This window comes from Bacillus sp. CH_48 (assembly GCF_038008465.1).
Lineage (GTDB): Bacteria > Bacillota > Bacilli > Bacillales > Bacillaceae_G > Bacillus_A > Bacillus_A thuringiensis_S.
Map to the genome: position 1 here is coordinate 4070316 of NZ_JBBOZF010000001.1, position 25394 is coordinate 4095709.

Genomic DNA, 25394 nt, shown 5'->3' on the forward strand with positions numbered 1-25394 from the left:
AGATGAAAGAAGAATTGGAAAAAGTGTAGAAACAATAGGGAGTATTTTTCACCTTTTAGGGGGATTATGATGTTTATTTTAGATCAATACATTGAACTATGGAGTGCTTATGGAAAAGGGGAAAAAGAGGGAGAACAATTGGAAGTAACAGTGCAAAATATATCTGAAACATTATTTTGTACAGAGCGTAATAGTAAATTAATTATAAAAAAATTAGATGAGTTAAATTGGATCAAGTGGTTTCCAGGTCGCGGCAGAGGAAATCGTTCTAAGTTAATATTTCAAAAGGACCCGATATCTTTAATTTTAGATAGAGGAAAAGAAATAACGAAAAAAGGGGATGTGAAAAGCGGGAGCATATTTGTGGAACGCTATAGCTCACATTTTCCATTAGTAAAGGAAGAATATCACTCCTGGGTGGATTCAATATTTGGTCATAAGATTGAAATGACATCTGAAGGGAGAAGAGATGTACTCCGGTTGCAAGTACAAATGAATTTAGATATCACATTAGATCCTGTATACGCTACAATGCGTTCAGAATGCCATATGGTAAAACATATATTCGATACACTCGTGTATGTAGACGGTAATACAAACATTATAGAGCCAAGACTTGCATTTCACTGGGAATATAATGATGCTGAAAAAATATGGACGTTTTATTTACGAAAAGGAGTTCACTTTCATAATGGAAAACAACTTACTGCACATGATGTTATATACTCATTGAATCGATTTATGAAGCTGGAAAATAATGCACACGCATGGATGTTACAACACGTTGAAAGTATTCGTTCAGTGGATGACTACGTTGTCGAAATTCAATTACATACGGAAAATCGAATGTTTTTACATATGCTAAGTGCAGAACAGTGTTCTATCGTGAATAAAGATGAAGCAGGAGAGCTAATTGGAACAGGGCCTTTTCAATTATATAAAAGTAATGAAAATTTGTTCATTTTAGAAGGTCATCCTTTATATTTTCGTGAAAGACCTTTTTTAGATCGTGTTGAGTTGTGGAATGTAGAACAAGATGTAAGTACATACGATGTTTTAGTAAAGGCGCAGTATAAAGATAAAGAAAAACATAATAAAGAATTGTCTCGGCTTGAGTCGAACGTGACATATATAACATGTAATCATACGAAAGAAGGACCAATGCAAGATGAGTTATTTCGGAAAGCATTATATAAAATCATTCATGGTTATACAATCGTTCAAGAACTCGGCGGAGAACGTGGAGAAGTGGCACAGAAACTAATATTAGCAGGTGAAAGCATTGTAGAGATTGAGGAAGATGTAGAAAGTTTAATTAAAAGGAGTACTTATCATAATGAAGTGCTACAACTCTACACATTTACAGGACGAGATCATGTTGAAGATGCACAATGGATACAAAAAGAGTGTGTGAAGTACGGGATTCGTGTAGAAAATAATTTTCTTGACATAGAAGAGCTATTGGAAGTAAGTACGATACAAAAGGCCGATATGATGCATGATAGTGCCACAATAAGTGAACGAATAGAAGATAGTCTATTATATATGTTTCTTACAAAAAATAGTTTTATTCATGGACAAAGCAGCATGGACTTTCATGAAAAGTTGTCTCCTTATTTTAAACAAGAAGAATTAGAGAAAAGAGTTACACTGTTACGCGATATTGAGGATACTTTGTTACGTCAAATTCATATTATTCCTTTATATCGTAATAAACAAGAGGTAAGTACACATGAAAAAGTCCAAAATATAATGATTAATTCACAAGGTTGGATTGATTTTTATAATATTTGGTTTAAATCTTGATATATAAGGGCTTTTGCGCATTTTCATAAGATGTGTAAGAGCCTTTTTTGTATGTGGGAATAGGTTTGTTTTACACATTGTTACCCTACTTGTGATAAAAGTCTATTTACAGCGTAACAGTGTTATGTTACATTTTTATCAGGAAGGGGTGTTATACAGTTGAGTACAGATTTAATTTCAAAAAAAGATTTATTAGAACTAACTGGTATTTCATACGGACAGTTATATAGGTGGAAGAGAAAAAATTTAATACCGGAAGATTGGTTTATACGAAAGTCAACATTCACGGGTCAAGAGACATTTTTTCCGAAAGAAAAGATATTAGAGCGCATCGATAAGATCCAAACGATGAAAGAGGATTTATCACTTGATGAACTAGCGAATATGTTTTCACCGAGTGTGAGAGAAATTCTTTTAACAAAGGAAGACATTTTACGTAAGGAGATTGCATCAGAACCAGTTTTACAATTTTTCATAGAACAAACGAATAAAACAGCAGAGTTTCAATTTGTAGATATTCTTTATGTGTACATGTTAGAAGAATTACTACAATCGGGAGAGATTAGTTTAGAAGAAGGAAAAATGGTCTTGCAAGTTTTACGTGAAAATTATGAAGCAATTAAACATAAAACTTGTGATTTAATCGTTGTCCGAAAATTAGGGATTTCTACATGTTTATTAGTTTCAAACGTGGACGATTTAATTTTTGAAAAAGGCACTAAAATCGTTTTACGCGAAGCGATTATGAAATATACCGAAGCATTAAAAACTAAATTGTTGTAGTGGAGGAGAAAGTATGCGTACAGATAATTTGATTATAAATGGTTACGGTTCATCCAATGGCGGCGAGTTTCATAAAGTACAATTAAACGGAAAAGGAACTGTGAATGGAAATGTTGAATGTGAGCAATTTGAATGTAACGGTTACGGTGCAGTTACTGGCGATTTGAAAAGTAGCAGTGCACGAATTAGCGGATCTGGTAAAGTCGATGGCACAGTTCATGCTGAAACGATGCGAATTGATGGGAAAGCAACAATTACGCAAGATGTAAAGGCAAACAGTTTGAAAATTGCAGGAAAAGGTACGATAGGTGGAAATGTCACTGGTGAAGAATTTAAGGTCAATGGTCAAGCTACAATTGACGGTAATTGTGAAGTGGATACTTTTTCTTCAGAAGGACAATTTACAATTGGCGGATTATTAAGCGCTGATGAAATAAATATTAATATTCACGGTACATGTCGAGCGAAAGAAATTGGTGGTCAAACGATTAAAGTAAAGCATAGACTAAGTACTTTTAGTAGGCTGTTTAAATCAGTATTTGGTATGCAATTAGAGGCTGAACTATTAGAAGGTGACAATATCGATATTGATTATGCTCACATAAGAACGGTAAGAGGAAATAATGTTACGGTAGGACCGAACTGTGAGATTGAACTAATCGAATATACGGGTGTTCTTACTGTTGATAAAAGCGCAAATGTAAAAGAAATTAAGCAGATTTAATGGAAGGGAGAAAATGATATGGAACATCAACACAGTCTTACTGTTAATGGTTCTGGTAGTTCAGCGGGCGGAGATTATAATAAAGTAAAGATTCGCGGTGAAGGAACGATTTCTAATGATATGAGCTGTAATGAATTTAAAACGTACGGCACGAGTGAAGTGTGCGGTAATATGAAAGTGAAAAGTTATGTCGTGTATGGAGATAGTGAAGTACAAGGAAATGTAGATGCGGAATCTGTAAAAGTATACGGAAATACACAAATGCATAGTGATGCTCATATTGAAAAAATAAAAGTAAGAGGTATGATAGAAGTTAAGGGGAAATTAACTGGTGATTTCGTAGATGTGAAAGGCGCTTTAAATGTAAAAGGAGATATTGAAGTTGAAGAACTATCACTAACTGGTGGCCTTGAAAGTGATGGATTACTTAATGCTGAAAATATTGAAATTTCACTTCGTTATGAAGGTAGCAAAGTAAGAGAAATTGGTGGTCAGAAGATTACCGTTCGTAAAAAAGTGAGATTTATTCCATTTACCAATCATGCTGGAAGCCTCCAAACATCTATCATTGAAGGAGATGATATCTATTTAGAACATACGATTGCTGAAGTTGTAAGAGGAAACAACGTTACAATTGGTCCTGGATGTGAAATTAGTATTGTAGAATATCATACTAGTTTTAACCAAAAAAGTAATGCAGTCGTAAAAGAACATAAACAAATATAAGTAGTATGAGGGAGAGCAAGGTTATGGTTGAGAAGAATAATAAGCTCGGCTTTGTTGTAGCGGGCTTATTGCTAGGTATTTTAATGGCATCAATGGATAATACCATTGTCGTTACAGCGATGGGAACAATCGTTGGTGATTTAGGAGGCCTTGAAAACTTTGTATGGGTCGTTTCTGCCTATATGGTCGCAGAAATGGCAGGTATGCCGATATTCGGAAAACTATCAGATATGTATGGTAGAAAGAGGTTCTTTATTTTCGGTTTAATCGTCTTTATGATTGGTTCGGCACTTTGTGGTACTGCTGAAAATATTACACAGTTAGGGATTTATCGTGCCATTCAAGGTATTGGCGGCGGGGCATTAGTGCCGATCGCGTTTACTATCGTTTTTGATATTTTCCCTCCTGAAAAGCGTGGGAAAATGGGTGGTTTATTCGGAGCAGTATTTGGTTTATCAAGTATTTTTGGTCCGTTGCTTGGTGCGTATATTACAGATTACATAAGCTGGCACTGGGTATTTTATATTAACTTACCGCTTGGCGTTTTAGCACTTATTTTTATTACATTCTTTTATAAAGAGTCAAGAGTTCATAGAAAGCAAAAAATTGATTGGTTTGGCGCAATTACTTTAGTTGGAGCAGTAGTTTCTTTAATGTTTGCGCTTGAACTTGGCGGACAAAAGTATGATTGGGATTCTAACTTTATTTTAAGTTTATTTGGTGGATTCGCTATTTTAATTATTGCATTCATTTTTATTGAACGTAAAGTAGAAGAACCGATCATTTCATTTGAGATGTTTAAACAACGTTTGTTCGGAATGAGTACAATTATTGCTTTATGTTACGGAGCTGCGTTTATGTCAGCAACTGTATACATTCCATTATTCATTCAAGGTGTATACGGTGGCACTGCAACAAACTCGGGATTATTACTTTTACCAATGATGTTAGGCTCAGTCGTAACAGCGCAGTTAGGTGGGTTTTTAACGACAAAGCTTAGCTACCGAAACATTATGATCATTTCTGCGGTTATTATGCTAATTGGACTATTTTTATTAAGCACATTAACGCCAGAAACAAGTCGTGTATTATTAACAGTGTATATGATTATTATCGGATTTGGAGTCGGCTTCTCATTCTCTGTACTAAGTATGGCAGCTATTCACAACTTCGGTATGGAACAGCGCGGATCTGCGACTTCGACGAGTAATTTCATTCGTTCATTAGGTATGACACTTGGTATTACAATCTTCGGAATGATCCAAAGAACAGGTTTCCAAGATCAATTAGAAGAAGCATTTAAAGGCATGAGCGGGGGAATGAATACAAACACATTAGGGGATTCAAGAGCCATTTTATCAGAATCGGCAAGATCTCAAATCCCTCCGCAAATATTAGATAAGATTATTGATGCTCTTTCTAGTTCAATTGTTCAAACATTCATGTGGGCATTGGTACCAGCTGGATTAGCATTCATATTCATTTTCTTTATGGGAAATGAGCGCATGGTAATTAAGAAAGAACAAACAAATAAAAAAAGTGAAACATCAAAAGCGTAATGAAAAAGCTCCTTTCCAATTGGAAAGGAGCTTTTTCGTATGTATGGTGTTAGATTAGCCTTCAATAATTTCGTATTCTTCGTCTGCAAGTAATAAAATTTGTGTTTTCTTACCTTTGTTTTGAACTTCAATTACATCGTATGCACCTAAGTCTCTTACTTTGCTTTGAGAAGCGTTAACCATAACTTCCATAGAATCGATTAAGATATCTTCTTCAATGTATGATTCAGGCAATGCCATATCTTCAGTTTCTAATACACATGCATATAGATTTTGTAAGTTTTCAGCAGTTGGGTTTTGTTCCTCAACATCAATGATGTTTTTTACTGCTTCCATATTTTCTTCTTTTACTTGGTATACTTTAATTTTAGCCATTGTTTTAATCTCCTTTATAACGTAATCGTAGAGGCTACACTTCATTATAACGTTTTTTTCATGAAAGATGAAATTGTTATATGTATTTATAGTAAAAATTATGTGTTATTACTCATTATTGGTGTAATTCCCGTACTAATATTATGAATAGGTAACGATATTCCTACGTTAAAGTTATATTGTCCAAGCTTTTTTGTTTTCCTTTCATATATATGTATTAGCTATTCTATATAGAGAAGGGATGGAGTGTAAGTGGATTGTGAGCCGAAACGTGATTGTGGATGTTGCCAAAATAGTATATGTGAATTTTTACAAAGTCTAGAACCGTATACTAAAGTTGAAAGTATTGTAATAGTAGGAAACGAAATCGTTGTATCTTATTTTCTTTCATTTAATGCGATGAAAGGGATTGTATCATTCGTACAAGAAGACAGTGAGGTTATTTTTGTAGATTGCTCAAAAATTGATGCAATCCGAATAGGAAAAGTTTGTAGTTGCAAATCGAAAGTTAAATATATTGAAGAGGACTTTAGCTTGCTAGGAAATGTGTGCCCGCAATGTTTAACAGAGGGGAGTACAATCTTTTTTGATTTTCATAATCCAGAATTAAATTTATGTTTACAAGCGAAAACAATTGATGCACCTATATGTACTGAATTTACAGATGAACTTGGGAATGTAGTAAAGCAAGTTGCAATTGTAGGTGAAGCGATTGTTTCTAAGGATTTTGTTCAAGTACCTGAACTGTTAGATTTTCGATTAGTTTTATCGGATACTGCTGCGAACCCTTTGAAGTTTGGAATGCTGTTCATTAATTTTCCTGATATTACATTCGTTATTCTTTTCGCATCTAGTGGATACTTAAACATTTCAAATTGTTTAAAGGTAGAGAGTGGAACTAGTAATATCGAAATAGAAGAGCTGAAAAAAATGATAAAGGATGACGTTAACACGTACAAGTCAGTTGTTAAATTGACTAAAGTATATAAAAATGGTGAAATGGAATCTTTTATTTCTAAGAAGGAGTTATAACGCATTTTTTGATAAATCCTCATACATTATGTTGAGGGTTTATACATACACGATGTATATTCTAAAGTTTAAAAAGTGAGATACTCTTTTTTTATTAGATGTTATAATAATTTTATATTTGTGAATGATTTATAATTATATAAAAATTTAGTTTAATAGGTGTTTTCTTATATGGTAAATGGTTGATTGAAAAATTATATAAGTTTATTCTAAAAGATTTAGAATAAGATTGATTTTATAGAAGGCGGGAATGTAAATGATACATGAAGCGAATATACATACAAGAAAAAAACTAGTTTCTATGTTTGATGATTTCAATAACGTTATTTTACTTTCTTATTTACAAGGGCATATGGGGACTGCTTGGGTAAATGATCTTGAAAATCCAACAGTAGCACAAGTTACGGTAGGAATTTTCACATTTTACGCTGGAGACCCAAATGTGCAAGAAACAGAAGAGTTATTACGTAATATTCCTGAAAGAATTTTAGTTATCGTAAATAGTGAAGAGTGGAAACAACGCTTAGAAACATTCCATGAAAGAAAAATAGATAAGTTTTTACGCTATAAGTTCAAACGAAATTCAGAAGGTTTTAATCGTTCAAAATTACAGTCTTTTATATCAATACTTCCAAAAGGATATGAGTTAAAAAGAATAGATGAGCATATCGCAAATAGCCCTACATTACATAAAATCTCTGAAGATTTTATAAGTCAATTTCAGTCGGTAGAAGATTATATAAACCGTGGTATAGGTTATAGCATTTTATATAACGGAGAAGTTGTATGTGGTGCATCCTCGTATAGTATTTATAATGATGGAATTGAAATTGAAGTTGCGACTGATCACAATCATAGAAGAAAAGGTTTGGCAACTGTAGTTAGTGCAGCTCTTATATTGGATTGCTTAGAAAATGGAAAGTATCCAAACTGGGACGCAGCGAATACTACATCTGCTAACCTAGCAGAAAAGTTAGGATATGTTTTTGATAAAGCGTATGATACTTATTTTGTGGATAATAGATGAGTGAAGGAATTACATACTAAAAAATAAATACGCCCTAGTACGTAAGTCTAGGGCGCATTTATTAGTTGGTAAATATCTTCATAACAATCTTATCACATTTTATCTTTTGAATGTTTGGAATTAAAGATATTTATGTGACTTTTTGAAAAAATAAAAGAGCAGCTAGCAAAAGCTAACTGCTCCTCTCCAAGGGAGAATGGAGAAATACAATCATGTTACCTATAGTATTGACGGAACATTGAGTTTTAATCAGCCATTTATAAAAGGAGAGATAAAATATCTTTGATTAATCCTTAGGCTCCGATTAGGAGTACTGATAGAAAAACGATTGAGAATATACTTTTTATTATATTTACAATTTAAATAGTAGAACGTGTTTATCGTAGTTCTCCAAACACCAATTATATTTTTTTAGAATAATTGGATGGACTGCTTCTTTCGTAGTATCGACTTCAGTATAGCCATATTTCTTATAAAAGTTTTCTAATTCCTCAAAAGGAAGACAATATACATCTTGTATTTGTGATTTTTTTACAGTTTCTACTAAAAATGAAACAAGCTCACCAGCTAATTGTAGCCCTCTAAATTTAGGGAGAATAAAAATCCCGCCCATTTCTATAGTATCTGCATCTATTTGGACTAATCGTCCAACACCTGCATACTCGTTGTTATATGTAATAATTGCAACTTTATCTCTCTTTAAATCACTTCGTACAAATCCTATTGATTCATATTGACTATTAATCCATTTTAAATCGTTAGATGTAGCTAGTTGAATACTCATATACATCCTCCTTCCGAATACTAGCGCTCTCTTCATTATATAGAACATAAGATACTATATCAAAGGAACCTTGAGATAGCACATTTGTTTAAGTTATTAATTAAAAGTGTGGGGTTGCTGGCATTGAAATGTAGGCTTCACCAAATATAGGATAATAATGTTGTGAATTTAGTGTTACATAGTCAAAATAAAAATTAGTTCATACGTTCGGTAACGCAATATTGTTTAAGTGTATAGGGATCATAGCGTTATTTTAATTAGTAGTTACTGTATTAATTGAATCTCTTAAGGAAATGTGATAATCGCCAGCCTAGTTGATGCAAATTGTATTAGAGTTTAGTAAAAAAATCCTCCTGAAAAAGGGGGGATTAAATATAAGAGCACTTCGAAAAGTGCCCTTCAGTAACGACTACTCATTCTAAAAATATCATATGAAGTTAAGTGTATTTAAGTATGGGTCTTTTATATAAATGTGAAATAAAAGATGGTTGTCTTCTTGTTAGAAGGCTATTTTTTGTTATTACAAAAAAAAATTAGAAGTAAAATATAAATTCAAGTTACTTGTCCAAACAAATTATTAAAAAATACATAAAATGCTAGTAGTTAGCCAATATTTTAATATTGCTAATTTTTTAGTTTAAAAGGGGTGATTTTATGTGTGATTGTGAAGTTTGTAGACGAAAGAAAAACCGGGATCCATTAAATCGGGATTCTGAACGAAAAAAAGTGGATTCTGAGCCAATAAAAAAGGATTGTGAACCAAAAAAACAGGTTTCTGAGCCAATAAATCAGGATTCCGAATCAGTAAATTCTTATTCATATAGTAAAAATGCAAATTTTTTAGAAGAAGCTATACAAACAGATGAAATCGATCAAGTTTCTGAGGAATATATTGAAATAGTAGATTCAGCAGATGTACAAGTTACTACTACAGATACAAAAGCTGCGCTATCTATCCAAGCGGCATTACAAGCAGCTATCGTAGTTGTAGTAAGTATTTCTATAGCAGATAGTGAAAAGGCAGATAAAATAACACAAGAATTATTTCAAAAATCATCTATTAAACAAATTAATAGACAAAAAACATTTATTAAAAATTCCAGAAACGTAACCGTAACAACTACTGATACAGATATTGCAGTGAATATTCAAATTCTCCTTCAAATTTTATTAGCGTTACTAGTTAAACTAAACATTTTATAAAGTGTCTATCCCATTTATATTTAGCCACAAGGGTTCACTCTAAGTAAATATTTTTTGTTGTAATATGTGGTACAAGCTTGGACTTCTCATTATGACCGAATTAATATTCAAGATTGATGGGAAATTAAGTGTGGAAAACTACACAATAACAAAGGTGAACTTATTATTTAACAGTGAATAAAACTTATATATGTGAAGTAAAGGAGGGCTGTCTTCGTATTAGAAGACAGCTTTTTGATTTTATTAGTAAAAAAAAGTAAAAATAAAAGATTAAGTTACTTGTCCAAGCAATTTTTATTTAAATACATATAATGCTGGTAGTTATTTGAAATTTTTATAGAAAACTGATAGGAGTGAACATTGTAAATGGATGATTTAAATAAATTTTCTTCCTTTAAGTTTGATAAGGATCAAAAGAATATAATTATAGACCTTTTACTCTCAGATATTTTTAATAGGCATGGGATAAATGAAGAAAAACTAAAAAATTTATCACCAGAAAAAAAGCAGCAAATTAAAAGTATTGTTTCTGAAATACAATCACAAGTTAATAATTATTTAGATTGAAAGGGGGTGAACGCATGGACAAAACATGTCATTCAGATGAAAATAAAAAGTGGAGTGCATTAGATTCCTCAAATCCTCATCCATCTTTTAAAAATGCTAGCGTTTCAGAAGCAGCTGCGCAAGAAAGTAAAACGTATCAAATTTCTGAAGAATCTATTACAATTGTAGATTCAGCAGATGTAGAAGTTACTACTACAGATACAAAAGCTGCTTTATCTATTCAAGCAGCATTACAAGCAGCTATCGTGGTTATAATAAGTATTTCTATAGCAGATAGTGAAAAAGCTGACCGTGTAGCACAAGAATTGTTTCAAAAATCATCTATTAAACAAATTAATAAACAAGAAACTGTTATTAGAAATTCTAGAAATGTTACAGTTACGACTACGGATACAGACATAGCAGTAAATGTTCAAATTCTTCTCCAAATTTTATTAGCTTTACTAGTAAAATTAAATATTTTATAAAATGTTTAACCTGTTTTTTTATATAGTGATTCTTACAGGTGAATATAGTACAGGCTATAAATATTAATCATTAACATCGCCAAAATAATAATGAGAACAATGTGATGGGAAATAAAGTTTGGTTGTTTTATGGAAATTTAAAAGCCATTTCCTTTATTGGATGTGGCTTTTAAATTTTAAACAGTATAAATTTGAAAAGATTATATTAAGATAAAGAATTAAAATATGATGATACAAAATACTTATAAAATTATTCGTGTTATTGAAAAATGATAAGAAAAAGGTGTTTAAAATAGAACCATTTTCATTAATAGTTCAAGTTTTGAAGAATAGTGCATACAATATAAAGTGTTTTCCTTTCTTCATTTAAGTTTTACGTATATAATTTAAAAGTACTATTTTTATTTTATTATTTTATATTTATAACAGAATAGAGGTTTAAAAATGGGTGTTAAAATCATTACGGATAGTGCGGCGGATTTACCAGTAGAATTGCTGCAAGCATATGATATTGATTTAATTCCACTCCGTGTATATGATGAAGTAGAAACAGAGTATTTAGATGGAGTAACATTAGAGTCAGTTACATTACTGCAAAAAATGAGAGAAGGCGCTGTTTATAAAACGTCATTGCCTTCACTTGAAACTTTCCAAGAAAAATTTGTTTCTTATGCAAAAGAAGGTAATCCTTGTATATATTTAGCTTTTTCATCTGAACTGTCTGGTACATATCAATCATCAGTTGTCATTAAAGAGGAAGTAAAAGAAACATATGCAGATTTAGATTTAGAAATTATTGATACGAAATGTGCTTCGCTTGGTCAAGGGCTTGTCGTATTAGAAGCTGCTAAAATGGCAAAAAACGGCGCATCAAAAGAAGACATATTAAACCGTGTCGCTTTTCTAATGAACCATATGGAACATATCTTCACTGTAGCTGACTTACAGTACCTTGTTAGAGGCGGGCGCTTAAGTAAAGTAGCAGGATTTATCGGTGGTTTATTAAACATTAAGCCGATTTTGAACGTGGAAGAAGGAAAACTTGTCCCACTTGAAAAGGTACGAGGGAAAAAGAAAGTATTAAGCCGTATTGTTGATATTATGGAAGAGCGTGGTAAAGACCTTAAAGGTCAAACAATCGGTATGACTCACGGTGACGATTTAGAAACAGCTGAAGCATTAAAAGCATTAATTACGGAAAGATTTGGCTGTGAAGTATTTATCGTAAATACAATTGGTGCAGCAATCGGTGCACATACAGGTCCTGGCGTTATAACGTTATTTTTCTTAAATGAAGTAGAGTAAAGGATTGATCTTTTGATCAATCCTTTTTTATTTTTTAATCTGTGATAATCGGTCGATATGGTATGGATGAAGATGAAACCTTTGAAGTTAGCCTATATCAAATGCAATCCTGTAGAGGGATTATTTTTTATATGTGAAATGATACTTTATGGTAGAAGAAAAGATATAAATAAGAATGCATTTATAGGAATCTGAATATTTAAGGATATCGAAATTTTTTTATTTCATATATAATTGTGTAGGAAGAAATATCTGTAACTATTTGTAAAAATAGGAGGCGGCTATAAAAATGCAAGAAATTGCTAGATGGGATTTAAATCGATTGTATTTGAATGAGGATATTCTATTTCCGATTTTAGAGTTGAAAGAGCAATATTTTGTAACAAAAGATGTAGAGGTTCTTTCAAAGCTTATACAAGCTATTGAAAAAGCAGAATACTATTTGTATTGTCAATGGGTTGAAGAAAGTGTTTCATCTGACCTTACTAAATTGAATGTGAAAGTGAAGGAACTAAAAAGTGAAGTACAGCAAATAATAAAACATAGTGAAGTAGAAACTTCCGATAATATTAATATTAAGTTTATAAAAAATGAACTTAGTGCGTGGGAAGATATGTACATACAATTACGGGATAGGATAGAAATAGAGCACAATAATAAACAATTATCCTTTGGACAAGCAAATAATATTGCAATGAATAGTGAAAATGAAAAGGAAAGATTAGAAGTATTCGAGTTACTTACAAGTACTTTACATAAGGAAAAAGAAATCTTTGCTACTGTATTAAATCAAATAGGGAGATTGCGTAATGCAAAGAGTAATGAAATAGAAGATAGAGAGATTTTAACACAATCTTTTCATGCGAATGGCATTTCAGAAGCTGTATTATTCCAAATGTGGAATGCGACAGAAGAAAACCTTGATAAATTAGTAAGTGCTTTAAACGTGTATAAGAAGGGAAAAGAGTCAATTACATGGCATGAACTTATGACAGTAAAGGAAAGTAATGAGGTTATAATTCCTTTTTCAGTAGCAGTACAAAACGTTTATGATGCATGTAAGAATATTGATGAAGAATTAGCAGAATTTGCACGTAATGCGATAGAAAGTGGATGGATAGATGCTGAACCGAGAGAGAATAAACCACCAGGTGGGTTTTGTGCTCCATTTTTCAGTGAGAAAGAATCGAGAATCTCCATGCGTTATGATGGGAGTATAGATAGTGTAAGAGTGCTCGCTCATGAATTAGGACATGCTTGGCATTTTTATAATATGAGTTTTGAACAATCTACATCTTTTTTAGATGATTATTTGCCGATGAGTACGGCTGAATCAGCATCTATTTTCTTTGAAACGGTACTCTTAAATTATCTAATTGAAACAACGGATAGTAAAGATATGAAAAAGGCATTGCTTAGCTGGAAAATAAGAAATAGTTTTAATTATGTAATGGCAATACGAGCATCGTATCAGTTTGAAAAAACATTTTATGAAAAATGTAAAGAGGGTCCATTAAGTGCTGATGAAATTGAGAAATTATCTATAATGGCACAAAAAGAAGCATATGGAAATGCTTTAAGTGAATACCAACCGTTTGTATGGATGAAATATATTCAATTTTATATAGCAGATGTTCCTTTTTACAATTATCCATACACATTTGGATATTTAGTAAGTTTTAGCTTATTAGAAATCGCTCAAGAAGGTAAAAGTACTTTTCATTCGAAATATAAAGAGTTTTTACGAGAAACAGGAAAGGCTCCAGTAGAGAAGCTTATGAAAAAACATTTTGAAATAGATATAAGAAATTATGAATTTTGGAATAAGGCTTTTATTCAAATTTCTAAAGATATTGATGAATATTTGCAGCTTATGTAAGGGGAGAGTATAGTGGATCAGCAGTTTATAAAAGGTATACCTTTTTCAACTTTAGAATATGCAAAAGCTATAAGTTTATTAAAAGGTTGGCTACATGAACAACAAGAGAAACCAAGGTTTGTAGTAACTGCAAATCCTGAAATTGTTATGTCTGCAAAGGAAAATACGGAAAAATCAAAGCAGTTTAAAAAGATGTTACTATCTGCGGATTTAATAACAGCGGATGGGATTGGTGTCATAATTGGCTCGAAAATATTAAAAGGAACTTTGAAAGAACGTGTTACTGGAGCGGATTTAACTCACGATTTAATAAAATATTGTAACGACAATGAATATCGTGTCTTTCTTTTTGGAGCCGCTCCAGAAAGTAATAAAAAGGCATTAGAAAAATTAAATGAGCAGTTCCCAGGAGCGCAGTTTAAAGGACAGCATGGATTTGTAAATGGTGAAGAAATAGAAGAAATAAAAATGAAAATTAAGCAATTCAAGCCGCATTTACTACTAGTAGGACTAGGTTCACCAAAACAAGAAGAGTTCATCTATGAAAACATACAAACATTAAACGTTCCGCTATCTATTGGTATCGGAGGCATGATTGATATAATATCTGGTACTGTAAAAAGAGCACCGAAAATGATGAGGGATACCGGAACTGAATGGCTGTATAGGTTACTCTCACAGCCGAAAAGGTTAAAGAGACAACTTGTACTTCCGAAATTTTTATTGTCGGTTATGTCTGAGAGGATTAAAGGGATTAATTAATAAAGGAGACTACATACATGAACAGAATCGGCATTATTGGAGCAATGCAAATTGAAATAGATTTACTTTTAGAAAAACTAGTTATACAAGAGGAACAGACAATAGCGGGAATGCCTTTTTATATTGGAGAATTCATGGGAATAGAAGTAATTATTACACGTTCTGGTGTAGGGAAAGTAAATGCAGTTGCATGCGCGCAAACATTAATTCATAAATTTGATGTAGACTCTATCATTAATACAGGCGTTGCTGGTGGGTTACATCCAGATGTAAAAGTCGGCGATTTAGTTATTTCAACTAACGTAACCCATCATGATGTAAGTAAAAATCAAATGAAAAACTTATTTCCGTTCAAGGAAGAATTTATCGCAAGTAAGGAATTGGTAGAGTTAGCACGTAAAGCATGTAATAGTAGTAGTTTACGTACTAGGGTTCATGAAGGAAGAATCGTCAGCGGTGAATGTTTTGTTGAAGATTCAAAGTTAAAGGCGAAATTAATAGACGAATACGCACCTCATTGTACAGAAATGGAAGGAGCAGCAATTGGACATGTCGCCTACATAAATGATATACCGTTTCTTGTTATAAGATGTATTTCTGACAGTGCAGATGATGAAGCTCAAGTTTCTTATGATGATTTCGCGAAAACTGCCGCAAATTATTGTTCAGAAATTATCGTTGAGATGCTGAAAAATATATCGAGTAATACTTATAGTTCAAAAGGGGAGAATGACATGTTACAAGCGTTAATTTTTGATATGGACGGAACGTTATTTCAAACAGATAAAATTTTAGAATTATCGTTAGATGATACTTTCAATCACTTAAGATCACTACAACTATGGGATACAGTAACACCAATTAATAAATATAGAGAAATTATGGGTGTGCCGTTACCGCAAGTTTGGGAAGCTTTATTACCGGACCATTCTATTGAAGTAAGAGAACAAACAGATGCATATTTTTTAGATAGACTAATTGAAAACATAAAAAGCGGAAAAGGCGCTTTATATTCAAATGTAAAAGAAATATTTACATATATAAAAGAAAATAATTGTTCAATTTACATTGCTAGTAATGGTTTAACTGAATATTTACGAGCAATCGTAACTTATTATGCTTTAGACAAGTGGGTGACTGAAACGTTTAGTATTGAACAAATACAATCGCTAAATAAAGGTGACTTAGTTAAAAGTATTATGAACAAATATGATATAAAAGAGGCAGCGGTAGTTGGTGACAGGCTATCTGATATAAATGCAGCGAAAGACAACGGTTTACTTGCGATTGGATGTAATTTTGATTTTGCGCAAGAAGATGAACTTGCTCAGGCTGATATAGTAATAGATGATTTAATGGAGTTGAAGGGGATATTATCTGAAGTGAAGAATACGCACGCTATGAATTACATAAAGTAACAACCATAAAAATGCTCAGAATAAATGATTCTCGAGCATTTTTATGTGTTTTCATACTTAGGGGGAATGGACTTGAAAGATATACATATTCAAAAAATAGAAAATTTAATGGAGTATGAATTCAGTCATCTCGTTCAAGACAGTGAAGAAGAAGGTTTTAATTTCCTTATAAGACTAATAAATGAATATAAAAACAAAATAAATGTATTCAATAAAACTGGAGAATGTTTATATGGTGTTTTCCAAGGTGATATGTTAATTGGAGTTGGAGGTTTAAATGAGGATCCGTACACAAAAGACAATAAGATTGTGCGGTTAAGGAGATTTTATATTTCAAGGGATTATCGGCGTATAGGGTTAGGGAACTTATTATTAAACCAACTATTATGTCATGCGGAAAAGTATTTTGAAGTGATTGTTTTACATGCTGACACGAAGCAAGGGGATGTGTTTTATACTGCAAATGGATTTGTAAAAGGGGGATTATATAAGGGATCGAGTCACTACAAACTATTATAGAGATTGCTATCCAAAGAATAGCTACGGACAGGGTTTTTGTTGGTAAATCGATATATCTTAAAAATCGCTGATATATATGAAGTTGCGAGCCTTATATTAAAAAACAACTTTTATAATTTCATTTACTAAATTGTTATTATAAAAAAGAGCACCTTAGCTTTTAAAATTTAGCTTATAAGGTGACTCCTTTTCAGTCAATTACGTTTTAACGTTCATTTGTTTCAATAATAATCCTGGTTTACCTTTTACATAATAAAAATGCGGATTATTTTCATCATCATAAAGCATAATATAAGGCTTTTCATTTAGTGGGAGCAGTATAAGTACTTCGTCTATTGTAGTGTGTAACCATTGATTAGTAATAGAAACCGGCTTAGATAATGGGATTTTTATCATATAGCCATCTTTTGGAACGACATTTAAGTTTTTAAATGGACCGGTTATTGCTTTAGCGTATTGAACTGCTTCTTTTTGGATTACTGGATCTAAAGATTGTTTTTGAATGACCATTTCTTTTTGACAATCAAATACTTCAATTTGTTGATTGGTTTTTGCGAACGCATTTGTTGATAATAGAAATAAAAGAAGAGAAATGACCCCGATTTTTTTTATCATAATACAACACCTCACCATTACTATCCCCTCAAAAGCTTTAAATATTTTTCTGTCACATTCATGTAACAAAGATGTTGTATGATACAATTGGTTTTTGTTTAAAAGCAATGGAGGAAAAAATATGAAAGTTTTAATTGCAGATGACGAACAAGATATGTTAAGAATTTTAAAAGCTTATTTTGAAAAAGAAGGCTTCGAAGTTTTATTAGCGAAAGACGGAGAGGAAGCACTTCAAATGTTTTATGATGAAAAAATTGATTTAGCAATTTTGGATTGGATGATGCCGAAACATAGTGGTATTACTGTCTGTCAGGAAATAAAAAAGAATTCAAGCGTAAAAGTGTTAATGCTTACGGCGAAAAGTGAAAGCGAAGATGAATTAGCAGCGCTTCAAAGTGGGGCAGATGAGTACGTAAAAAAACCATTTCATCCAGGAGTACTAATTACACGAGCGAAAAAGCTTATTCAGCATGATGATATTATTCAAGTACAAGATGTAAAGATAAATTTCGCCAAAAATAAAGTATATAAAAATGATATAGAGTTAGAAATTACAAAAACAGAGCTCGAATTAATAAAATGCTTTTTAAATCATAAAGGAACGATTTTAACTCGTAAAAAATTGCTAGATATTGTATGGGGATTTGACTATTTCGGAGAAGAGAGAACTGTTGATACACATGTAAGAAGGCTGCGTAAAAAAATTGGAGAAAATATTATTAAGACGCATCGCGGGCTGGGCTATAGTTTGGAGGAACAAAGTGAATAAACTTGGAAAAAAGTTATTTTTCAGTATTTCTGCAACTGTTATTCTCATCTTTATGATTTCGTTATTATTCATTAACAATCTCTTACCGAACTATAATATTTATAAAACACGTGAAAACTTAAATAAATTTACAACACAAATACAAAATACAACAGTGGAAAATATAGAGGATGTTATTCATACAATTGAAAGTGAAAACAACGTTACAATTGCGTATACGCCAATTAATCAGTCAGAAGATGCTATGAACGAAGCATTACGCATGCAACTTACGAAAAAGAAAGTGACGTTAAATAAGCTTTGGATTACGAAAGACGAAGTCATGAAAGTGAAGACGGAAGGGCAATCGAATAAACTGTACGATCAAGGAAAGGTAAAAGCGAGTTTTTTTGCTAAATATATTGCGAAAGATGATACGATAATTTTAATTGGGACTTCTATTGCGAATTCAAATGAAATTATAAGTACGTTAAATACATTTTACTTATACATCGTATGTTTCTCGCTGCTTCTTATTATTTTACTTGTGTGGATACTTTCAAAAATAATAACGACGCCACTGAAAGAGCTGAGTGATGTAGCTCAGGATATTTCACATTTGCAGTTTAAAAGAACGAAAGTGAAAACGAATGATGAAATAGGAGAGTTGGCCAATAGTATTAATATCATGAGCGAAAAACTACATGAAGCACATCAAGATTTAACTGATCGTAATGAACATTTAAAACGATTTATGGGTGATGTGACGCATGAATTAAAGACACCGATCGCATTAGTAAAAGCATACTCTATGGGGATTAAAGATGGACTAGATGATGGGACTTACGTAGATACAATTATTAAACAAACAGATCAAATATCAAACTTAATTGAAGAACTATTACGATTTTCTAAACTAGAAAGAGATATTTTACAAAAAGAAGAATTCCCTATTGAACCACTGGTCCAGAGTATATTAGATAAGCATCAGATTGAACTGGATTCGAAAGAAATTAACTTGCAAGTAAACTGTAATACGAGCGATACAATCGTTTATGCAGATTTAAATAAAATGAGAATGGTGTTTCAAAATTTAATTTCTAATGCAATAAAATATTCAGCAAATCAAAACATAATAATTACTTTAGAAGATAGAAATAAAAGTATATATTTTCAAATAAAAAATGGCATTCATACGGAAAAAATTAAAGATATCGATAAAATTTGGGAGCCTTTTTACGTACTAGAATTTTCTCGTAGTAAAGAAAAATCAGGTACAGGATTAGGACTAGCGATAGTGAAAAGTATTTTAGAAAGACATGGTTTTGAATATGGAGTTTCCTCTATAGATGGAGAAATTCAATTTTATATAAATGTGAAAAAGGATTAATGAAAATATTAGTCCTTTTTGCAGCTTTAGAGGTTAGCGATACAGGATGAATCACCATAATTTTCAAAATTGATGTATTAAATGGAGAATTAGCAAATGTTCTACTTTCATTAAATTCACGTGAAGTTCACAGGGAAACGTTACATTTACATAGTTACATTTGAATTTAATGAAGTGAGGTATTCGGATTTGAAAAGAAAGAAATTAGTAATAGGTAGCATTTTAATGGGGATGACGTTATCTTTATCCGCATGTGGTTCATCAGATAATATTGTAACTACAAAATCAGGAAGCATTTCAGAAAGTGATTTTAACAAAAAATTAAAAGAAAACTACGGTAAACAGAATTTATCTGAAATGGTAGTAGAGAAAGTATTAGATGATAAATATAAAGTTACGGATGAAGAGGTAACGAAACAACTAAAAGAATTAAAAGACAAGATGGGCGATAATTTTAATACATATATGGAATCTAATGGTGTGAAAAATGAAGATCAGTTGAAAGAGAAATTAAAGCTTACTTTCGCTTTTGAAAAAGCTATTAAAGCAACCGTAACGGAAAAAGATTTTAAAGATCACTATAAGCCAAAGCTTCAAGTTAGCCATATTTTAGTGAAAGATGAAAAGACAGCAAAAGAAATTAAAGAAAAATTAAATAGTGGCGAAGATTTCGCGGCATTGGCTAAACAATATTCAGAGGATCCAGGTTCTAAAGAGAAAGGTGGAGAACTATCTGAATTTGGACCAGGTATGATGGTGAAAGAATTTGAGGATGCTGCATATAAGTTAGAAGTTGGTCAATTGAGTGAACCTGTTAAATCTTCCTTCGGATATCATATTATTAAGTTAACGGATAAAAAAGAGCTTAAACCGTATGAGGAAGAGAAAGAGAATATTCGTAAAGAATTAGAACAGCAACGTATACAAGATCCTCAATTCCATCAACAAGTTACTAGAGATCTGCTTAAAAATGCAGATATAAAGGTATCTGATAAAGACTTGAAAGATACCTTTAAAGAGTTAGAAAAATAATAAATGGAATGTAAGACAATCGATAGAAATATCGGTTGTCTTTTCCTCTATTTATCCCGCTATTTGCCGGGCAGTAAGACCCCCACCTCAAAATTTAGCGGAAGCAAAGAAGTTAGGCGGGGGCCCTGCTGCTCGTAAATGCCCGATTGGTGAGTGCTGATTACAGTTTCACTTTATAAAGAAGGGGGGAGTGGGAAAATACTTTCACACCTGCATTAAATTTTACTTAATAAGAAATCTTTGAGTTTCTCAACTTTTATATAAAAATAAAACTGAATTTTCAGTTATTTTTTATATAGTAAAAGAGAACGAATAAGGGGAGGGAACATTTTGAGTAAAAAGAAAATGGCAATTACACTGTCAGCAATGCTATCTGCAACAATTATACCTAGCTTTACTATGGATGTGCATGCAGAGAATAAGGAAGAGACTAAAAATACGAAAATTGAATTAGAAAATGGGATGACAAAGCCGATTTATTCTCTCGATGAAGCTATTATCGAAAATTTATATGTAGAGACAGAAGTTGATAGTGATCGCGACGGTAAGAAAGACAGAGTATCGATAAAAGTTATGCGTCCAAAGACAGATCCGAATGTGAAGGTTCCTGTTATTTATGAAATGAGTCCATATCGATCTGGATTAAAAGATGTTCCTGTATATAATGTAGATGAAGAATTGTATGCGTATGAAGGAAAACCGTATGGAGCAGTTAATCTTGGTTCGTATGGGAACTATTACGTGCCAAGAGGTTATGCAGTTATTCTAGGCGAAAGTATCGGTACTGGAAAATCAGATGGATGCCCTACAACTGGAGATGAACAAGAAATACTCGGTACAAAGTCTGTTATTGATTGGGTAAACGGTCGCGCGAAAGCATTTACAGAACAGGGTGAGGAAGTTCAGGCAAATTGGTCTACAGGAAATGTAGGTATGACTGGCGTTTCTTATAATGGTACATTACCAAATGCTGTTGCGACTACTGGAGTTGAAGGTTTAAAACAATTATTCCAATCGCAGCAATTAGTAGTTGGTATGATTATTATCGTGCAAATGGTGCAGTCATTGCTCCAGGCGGATATCAAGGAGAAGATACAGATAATATGGCAGAAGCAGTACTGACAAGAAAGAATTCAGAAGTTTGTGGTCCGATAATGACAGAACTTACTGCTGGACAAGATCGGAAAACGGGTAATTATAACGATTTTTGGGATAAAAGAAATTATGTAAAAGATGCTAAAAATGTAAAAGCGAGTGTATTTGTTGTTCATGGTTTAAACGATTGGAATGTTAAGACGAAACAGTTCGCACAATGGTGGGATGCTCTTGGAGAAAATGATGTACCTCGTAAAATGTGGCTACACCAAGGTGTTCATGGTGGGACATCAAGTAATAACTGGCAGCAAACACAAAATAAATGGTTAGATTATTGGTTGTACGGAATTGAAAATGGAATTATGGATGAACCAATGGTTGATGTGCAAAGAGAAAATAAATCGTGGCAAAAGATAAAAAATTGGCCAGATCCAGCGGCTGTACCTTCAAAAATCCGTATGTATTTAAGTAATAAATCAGTCAATTTGCGACTAAGTATGGGATCGGTTAATAAAGTTTTCTCATTCGTAGATGATGCACAAATAAAATCAAATCAATTAGTAGCAAACCCAGAATTAGAAGTAGCCAATCGATTAGTATATACAATGCCTGTACTGCAAAAAGATACGCGTATAAGTGGTATACCAAAGATTTCAATTACAGGAAATATTGATCGATCTGTATTAAATTTAACAGCATTACTTGTTGACTATGGAGGAGCGAAGCCGGAAATCGTAACGAGAGGCTGGATGGATCCACAAAACTTAAAGAGTATAGAAAATTCAACAGCGATTCAACCGGGCAAAGATTATGCATTTACATGGGACATGCAGCCAGATGATTATGTATTTAAAGTGGGGCATCAAATCGGAGTTGTTTTAATTGCAAGTGATTATGATTATACAATTAGACCGAAAGCTGGAACGAAACTTACAGTGAAATTAAGTGAAGTGACATTGCCGATTGTGAAATAAATATTTTTTCTAAAGAGCTTACTAAAGTAAGCTCTTTAATTTACAGTCTGAATTTTTAATTTTTATATTTCAAATTGGAAGGTTATGTAATACAATATCATTATATTCTATGGAAAGTGAGTGATATATTATGACAGTCAGCTCTTTCAAAATCTCATTAAAATTCGAGGTACAGGAAGATTAGTTGAATTGAAATCTTCCGTACGTAAAAACGGAGGAGAAAATAAATGTTTAGTTTTTATAGTACACTTTGTACGGAACTGTATGATTACACAAAACCAGTCGGTTATTCTTTAAATGGTGATATTGAGTATTACAAAGAACGTTTAAAAGATTGTAGAGGAAGAATCCTCGAAGCTGCAGTAGGTTCAGGGCGTGTCATCATTCCACTTCTAGAGGCTGGTTTTACAGTAGATGGGATAGATTATTCACCTGAAATGCTAGATTCTTGCCGTAAGCGCTGTAAAGAGAGAGGCTTACATCCTAATTTATATGAAGGAAGCTTGCAACAATTATCACTTCCGCATAAATATGAGGCAATTATCATTCCTACTGGATCTTTTTGTTTAATTGAAAATCGTGTCGATTCTATAAACGCATTGAAATATTTTTATGAACATCTTAATCCAGGCGGACGATTAATCGTAGATATTATGCTTCCGTATGACTGGAAGACTGGGGAAATTCATACATCGACTTTTTCTTTGCCGAGCGGAGACGGAATCACATTAGAAAATAAATCAATTGAAATAGATTGGCTGAACCAAGTTACTGTATCATATTTGAAATATGAAAAGTGGAGTAAAGGACAGTTAGTACAAACAGAACTACAACGCTTTGCGGTACGTTGGTATGGAATAGAAGAGTTTAAACTTCTGTTAGAAAGTATAGGTTTCTCTAATATTACTTGCTCTGCTGAATATGCTTATAAAAACGAACCGTCAAATGCAAATCAAATGTTTACTTTTGAAGCTGTGCGAAAAGAATAGAACTAATACTATGAATAAAAAAATAAGGCAATCGATTAAAAATCGGCTGCCTTATTTTTAATTTTATGTAATTGTTTATAGAGAAAGATCGGAGGGAAATAAATGAAACTTATATTAATATTTGGCCCACAAGCAGTTGGGAAAATGACAGTGGGTCAAGAATTAGCAACATTAACCGGTTTAAAACTTTTTCATAACCACATGACAATTGATTTAGTAAGTCCAATTTTTGATTACAGTACGACAGAAGCAAAAAGGCTAGTAAGTTTATTTCGTAATGAAATATTTGAAGAAGTATCTAAAAGTGATTTATCTGGAATGATTTTTACGTATATATGGGCATTTGACCTCCAATCGGATTGGGATTATATACATTATGTAGAAAGTATTTTTGAATCAAAAGGTGGGACAGTGTATTTTATAGAGCTGGAAGCGGAATTAGATGAAAGATTAGAACGGAATAAAAGTCCGAATAGATTAGAACATAAACCGAAAAAAAGAGATATTGAGTGGTCTCAAAATAATTTGAAAGAGACGATGAAAAAGCATAGATTAAACTCTCTTCATGGTGAAATTGAAAAAGAAGAGTATATAAAAATTAATAACACGTATTTGAGTGCAAAAGGAGAAGCGGAAATGATTAAAGAGAAGTTTCAATTGTAAAATTTTCGAAGTCTATTTCGTTTCCATTGTCTAAGCATTCTCCTACTAATTACATATACTATTTATGTTAAAATCGGTCGCTATTTTAATATATATAACTATACAGGGAAGAGGGGAGAATAAATTTGGAAAACGTAGAACAAGATAGAATTGAAAATCAAGTGTATTCAAATCGTGTAGTAAGATCAGAATTTGATTCGAATTGGGAAACTTGTATATCAAAGAGTGGTTATGTAATTTATGTAGCAACAAGTAATAATGCTGAAGTAATAGTGCTTCTTGCAGATGGTTCAAGTAAATTATTAATTTTTGAAAAAGGCGGTAAAGTAGTAGTAGGTGGCGGTGGAACAAGTCATTACAGTAAGCCGCATATTGCAATAAATATTTAAGGTAAAACATGTTAATTGAGAAGAAGCTGGAAAACGGTTAGTCATTCATATTTAGAGAATGACTAACCGTTTTTAAATGTGGTTTTTGAAGAATTATATAAGCAATATAAAAAGCATTTCCTATTTCGGCAAATGCTTTTTATATGTTATAGTATAATAGTGTCCTAAAGCAATGTTATTTTAATATATTTCAAATTTTGTTGTGTATTATTTTTATATTAAATTAGCACCTAAAGTATTTTTTTATATAAGGAGTAATAATTAGAGAAATGAAAAATATAGACTTTATACTAGAAAGTGATGAGGCATTAAAACCGTCTGAACGATTAGTGCTATTATTATTAGAGAAGCATAGAATGTTATATACGAACGATCTATTGGCATTATCAAATTTATCATATAAAACATTAACAGATTCATTAACGGCGCTTGTTTTAAAATCGTATGTGTTAAAGGAAACAGGTAAGGGAAGAAGACAGAATTGCTATAGATTAGTATGATAAGGCAGCTGTTTTAGAGAATTTTACATATGTTTTTTTCAAACGTAAGGTGAAAAAAGTTTT

The 25394-nt window shown here is 32.2% G+C and carries 25 protein-coding genes and 1 pseudogene; 23 read left to right on the top strand and 3 right to left on the bottom strand.

Annotated features, from left to right (window positions below):
* Positions 1-69: 69 nt before the first annotated feature.
* The 5 genes from N2V92_RS20465 (at position 70) to N2V92_RS20485 (ending at position 5598) form a co-directional block, all read left to right on the top strand.
* On the top strand, positions 70-1806 hold the full coding sequence (locus tag N2V92_RS20465) for an ABC transporter substrate-binding protein (RefSeq protein ID WP_000470217.1): 1737 nt from the start codon (positions 70-72) through the stop codon (positions 1804-1806).
* Between the two features lie 159 nt (positions 1807-1965).
* On the top strand, positions 1966-2589 hold the full coding sequence (locus tag N2V92_RS20470; protein WP_000102234.1) for a YhbD family protein: 624 nt from the start codon (positions 1966-1968) through the stop codon (positions 2587-2589).
* 13 nt (positions 2590-2602) lie between these two features.
* Entirely contained in the window at positions 2603-3313 is a 711-nt protein-coding gene (locus tag N2V92_RS20475) for a bactofilin family protein (RefSeq protein WP_001258382.1), read from the top strand.
* 18 nt (positions 3314-3331) lie between these two features.
* Positions 3332-4039 carry a hypothetical protein gene (locus tag N2V92_RS20480; RefSeq protein WP_000401029.1) on the top strand — a complete coding sequence of 236 codons (708 nt, stop codon included), beginning with the start codon at positions 3332-3334 and terminating at the stop codon, positions 4037-4039.
* A 23-nt stretch (positions 4040-4062) separates the two neighbouring features.
* A complete protein-coding gene (locus N2V92_RS20485; protein WP_000229633.1) occupies positions 4063-5598 on the top strand; it encodes an MDR family MFS transporter in 1536 nt (511 codons plus the stop codon).
* Between the two features lie 54 nt (positions 5599-5652).
* On the opposite strand, the gene N2V92_RS20490 is transcribed toward N2V92_RS20485, so the two are convergent.
* Positions 5653-5973, bottom strand: a complete 321-nt coding sequence (locus N2V92_RS20490; protein ID WP_001062742.1) for a hypothetical protein — start codon at positions 5971-5973, stop codon at positions 5653-5655.
* A 252-nt stretch (positions 5974-6225) separates the two neighbouring features.
* Between N2V92_RS20490 and N2V92_RS20495 the strand changes: the two genes are divergently transcribed.
* Both N2V92_RS20495 and N2V92_RS20500 read left to right on the top strand, forming a co-directional pair.
* Entirely contained in the window at positions 6226-7005 is a 780-nt protein-coding gene (locus tag N2V92_RS20495) for a BC_2878 family exosporium-associated protein (protein ID WP_000340383.1), read from the top strand.
* Positions 7006-7261: 256 nt separating this feature from the next.
* The gene (locus N2V92_RS20500) at positions 7262-8032 is read left to right on the top strand and encodes a GNAT family N-acetyltransferase (protein ID WP_000581062.1); all 771 of its coding nucleotides are present in this window, start codon (positions 7262-7264) and stop codon (positions 8030-8032) included.
* A 352-nt stretch (positions 8033-8384) separates the two neighbouring features.
* Here N2V92_RS20500 and N2V92_RS20505 read toward each other — a convergent pair whose 3' ends face one another.
* On the bottom strand, positions 8385-8816 hold the full coding sequence (locus N2V92_RS20505) for a GNAT family N-acetyltransferase (protein WP_000027167.1): 432 nt from the start codon (positions 8814-8816) through the stop codon (positions 8385-8387).
* A 654-nt stretch (positions 8817-9470) separates the two neighbouring features.
* Between N2V92_RS20505 and N2V92_RS20510 the strand changes: the two genes are divergently transcribed.
* The 8 genes from N2V92_RS20510 to N2V92_RS20545 all read left to right on the top strand — a co-directional run bounded on the left by N2V92_RS20510 (position 9471) and on the right by N2V92_RS20545 (position 16936).
* Positions 9471-10019 carry a spore coat protein gene (locus N2V92_RS20510; RefSeq protein WP_000332789.1) on the top strand — a complete coding sequence of 183 codons (549 nt, stop codon included), beginning with the start codon at positions 9471-9473 and terminating at the stop codon, positions 10017-10019.
* 366 nt (positions 10020-10385) lie between these two features.
* A complete protein-coding gene (locus N2V92_RS20515; RefSeq protein ID WP_000342253.1) occupies positions 10386-10586 on the top strand; it encodes a spore coat protein W in 201 nt (66 codons plus the stop codon).
* A 14-nt stretch (positions 10587-10600) separates the two neighbouring features.
* Complete coding sequence (locus N2V92_RS20520; protein ID WP_000361676.1) at positions 10601-11053, top strand: spore coat protein; 453 nt, start codon at positions 10601-10603, stop codon at positions 11051-11053.
* Between the two features lie 444 nt (positions 11054-11497).
* The gene (locus N2V92_RS20525; protein WP_000538299.1) at positions 11498-12358 is read left to right on the top strand and encodes a DegV family protein; all 861 of its coding nucleotides are present in this window, start codon (positions 11498-11500) and stop codon (positions 12356-12358) included.
* 289 nt (positions 12359-12647) lie between these two features.
* Positions 12648-14237: a M3 family metallopeptidase gene (locus N2V92_RS20530; protein ID WP_042598080.1), complete on the top strand. Its 1590-nt coding sequence runs from the start codon at positions 12648-12650 to the stop codon at positions 14235-14237.
* A 12-nt stretch (positions 14238-14249) separates the two neighbouring features.
* Positions 14250-14999, top strand: a complete 750-nt coding sequence (locus N2V92_RS20535) for a WecB/TagA/CpsF family glycosyltransferase (RefSeq protein WP_000372659.1) — start codon at positions 14250-14252, stop codon at positions 14997-14999.
* 17 nt (positions 15000-15016) lie between these two features.
* Positions 15017-16417, top strand: a complete 1401-nt coding sequence (locus tag N2V92_RS20540; RefSeq protein WP_042598081.1) for a 5'-methylthioadenosine/adenosylhomocysteine nucleosidase — start codon at positions 15017-15019, stop codon at positions 16415-16417.
* Between the two features lie 24 nt (positions 16418-16441).
* On the top strand, positions 16442-16936 hold the full coding sequence (locus tag N2V92_RS20545; RefSeq protein WP_057187471.1) for a GNAT family N-acetyltransferase: 495 nt from the start codon (positions 16442-16444) through the stop codon (positions 16934-16936).
* Positions 16937-17134: 198 nt separating this feature from the next.
* Here N2V92_RS20545 and N2V92_RS20550 read toward each other — a convergent pair whose 3' ends face one another.
* Complete coding sequence (locus N2V92_RS20550; protein WP_000591758.1) at positions 17135-17551, bottom strand: hypothetical protein; 417 nt, start codon at positions 17549-17551, stop codon at positions 17135-17137.
* 121 nt (positions 17552-17672) lie between these two features.
* On the opposite strand from N2V92_RS20550, the gene N2V92_RS20555 reads away from it, so the two are divergent.
* From N2V92_RS20555 to N2V92_RS20590, 8 genes and pseudogenes are all read left to right on the top strand, one after another.
* Positions 17673-18320: a response regulator transcription factor gene (locus N2V92_RS20555; protein WP_000865984.1), complete on the top strand. Its 648-nt coding sequence runs from the start codon at positions 17673-17675 to the stop codon at positions 18318-18320.
* The gene (locus N2V92_RS20560; protein WP_001037226.1) at positions 18313-19689 is read left to right on the top strand and encodes a sensor histidine kinase; all 1377 of its coding nucleotides are present in this window, start codon (positions 18313-18315) and stop codon (positions 19687-19689) included. Before N2V92_RS20555 ends, N2V92_RS20560 begins: the two co-directional genes overlap by 8 nt.
* 189 nt (positions 19690-19878) lie before the next feature.
* Positions 19879-20721: a peptidylprolyl isomerase PrsA gene (locus N2V92_RS20565; protein WP_002082628.1), complete on the top strand. Its 843-nt coding sequence runs from the start codon at positions 19879-19881 to the stop codon at positions 20719-20721.
* Between the two features lie 330 nt (positions 20722-21051).
* Positions 21052-22790 (top strand): annotated as a pseudogene (locus N2V92_RS20570) (Xaa-Pro dipeptidyl-peptidase).
* A gap of 227 nt (positions 22791-23017) precedes the next feature.
* A complete protein-coding gene (locus N2V92_RS20575; protein ID WP_000490920.1) occupies positions 23018-23779 on the top strand; it encodes a class I SAM-dependent methyltransferase in 762 nt (253 codons plus the stop codon).
* Between the two features lie 102 nt (positions 23780-23881).
* Positions 23882-24442, top strand: coding sequence for an AAA family ATPase (locus tag N2V92_RS20580; protein WP_042598083.1), 561 nt, complete (start codon positions 23882-23884; stop codon positions 24440-24442).
* A gap of 125 nt (positions 24443-24567) precedes the next feature.
* Complete coding sequence (locus N2V92_RS20585; protein WP_042598085.1) at positions 24568-24831, top strand: hypothetical protein; 264 nt, start codon at positions 24568-24570, stop codon at positions 24829-24831.
* 269 nt (positions 24832-25100) lie between these two features.
* Positions 25101-25331: a hypothetical protein gene (locus tag N2V92_RS20590; protein ID WP_000789031.1), complete on the top strand. Its 231-nt coding sequence runs from the start codon at positions 25101-25103 to the stop codon at positions 25329-25331.
* The last annotated feature ends 63 nt before the right edge of the window (positions 25332-25394 follow it).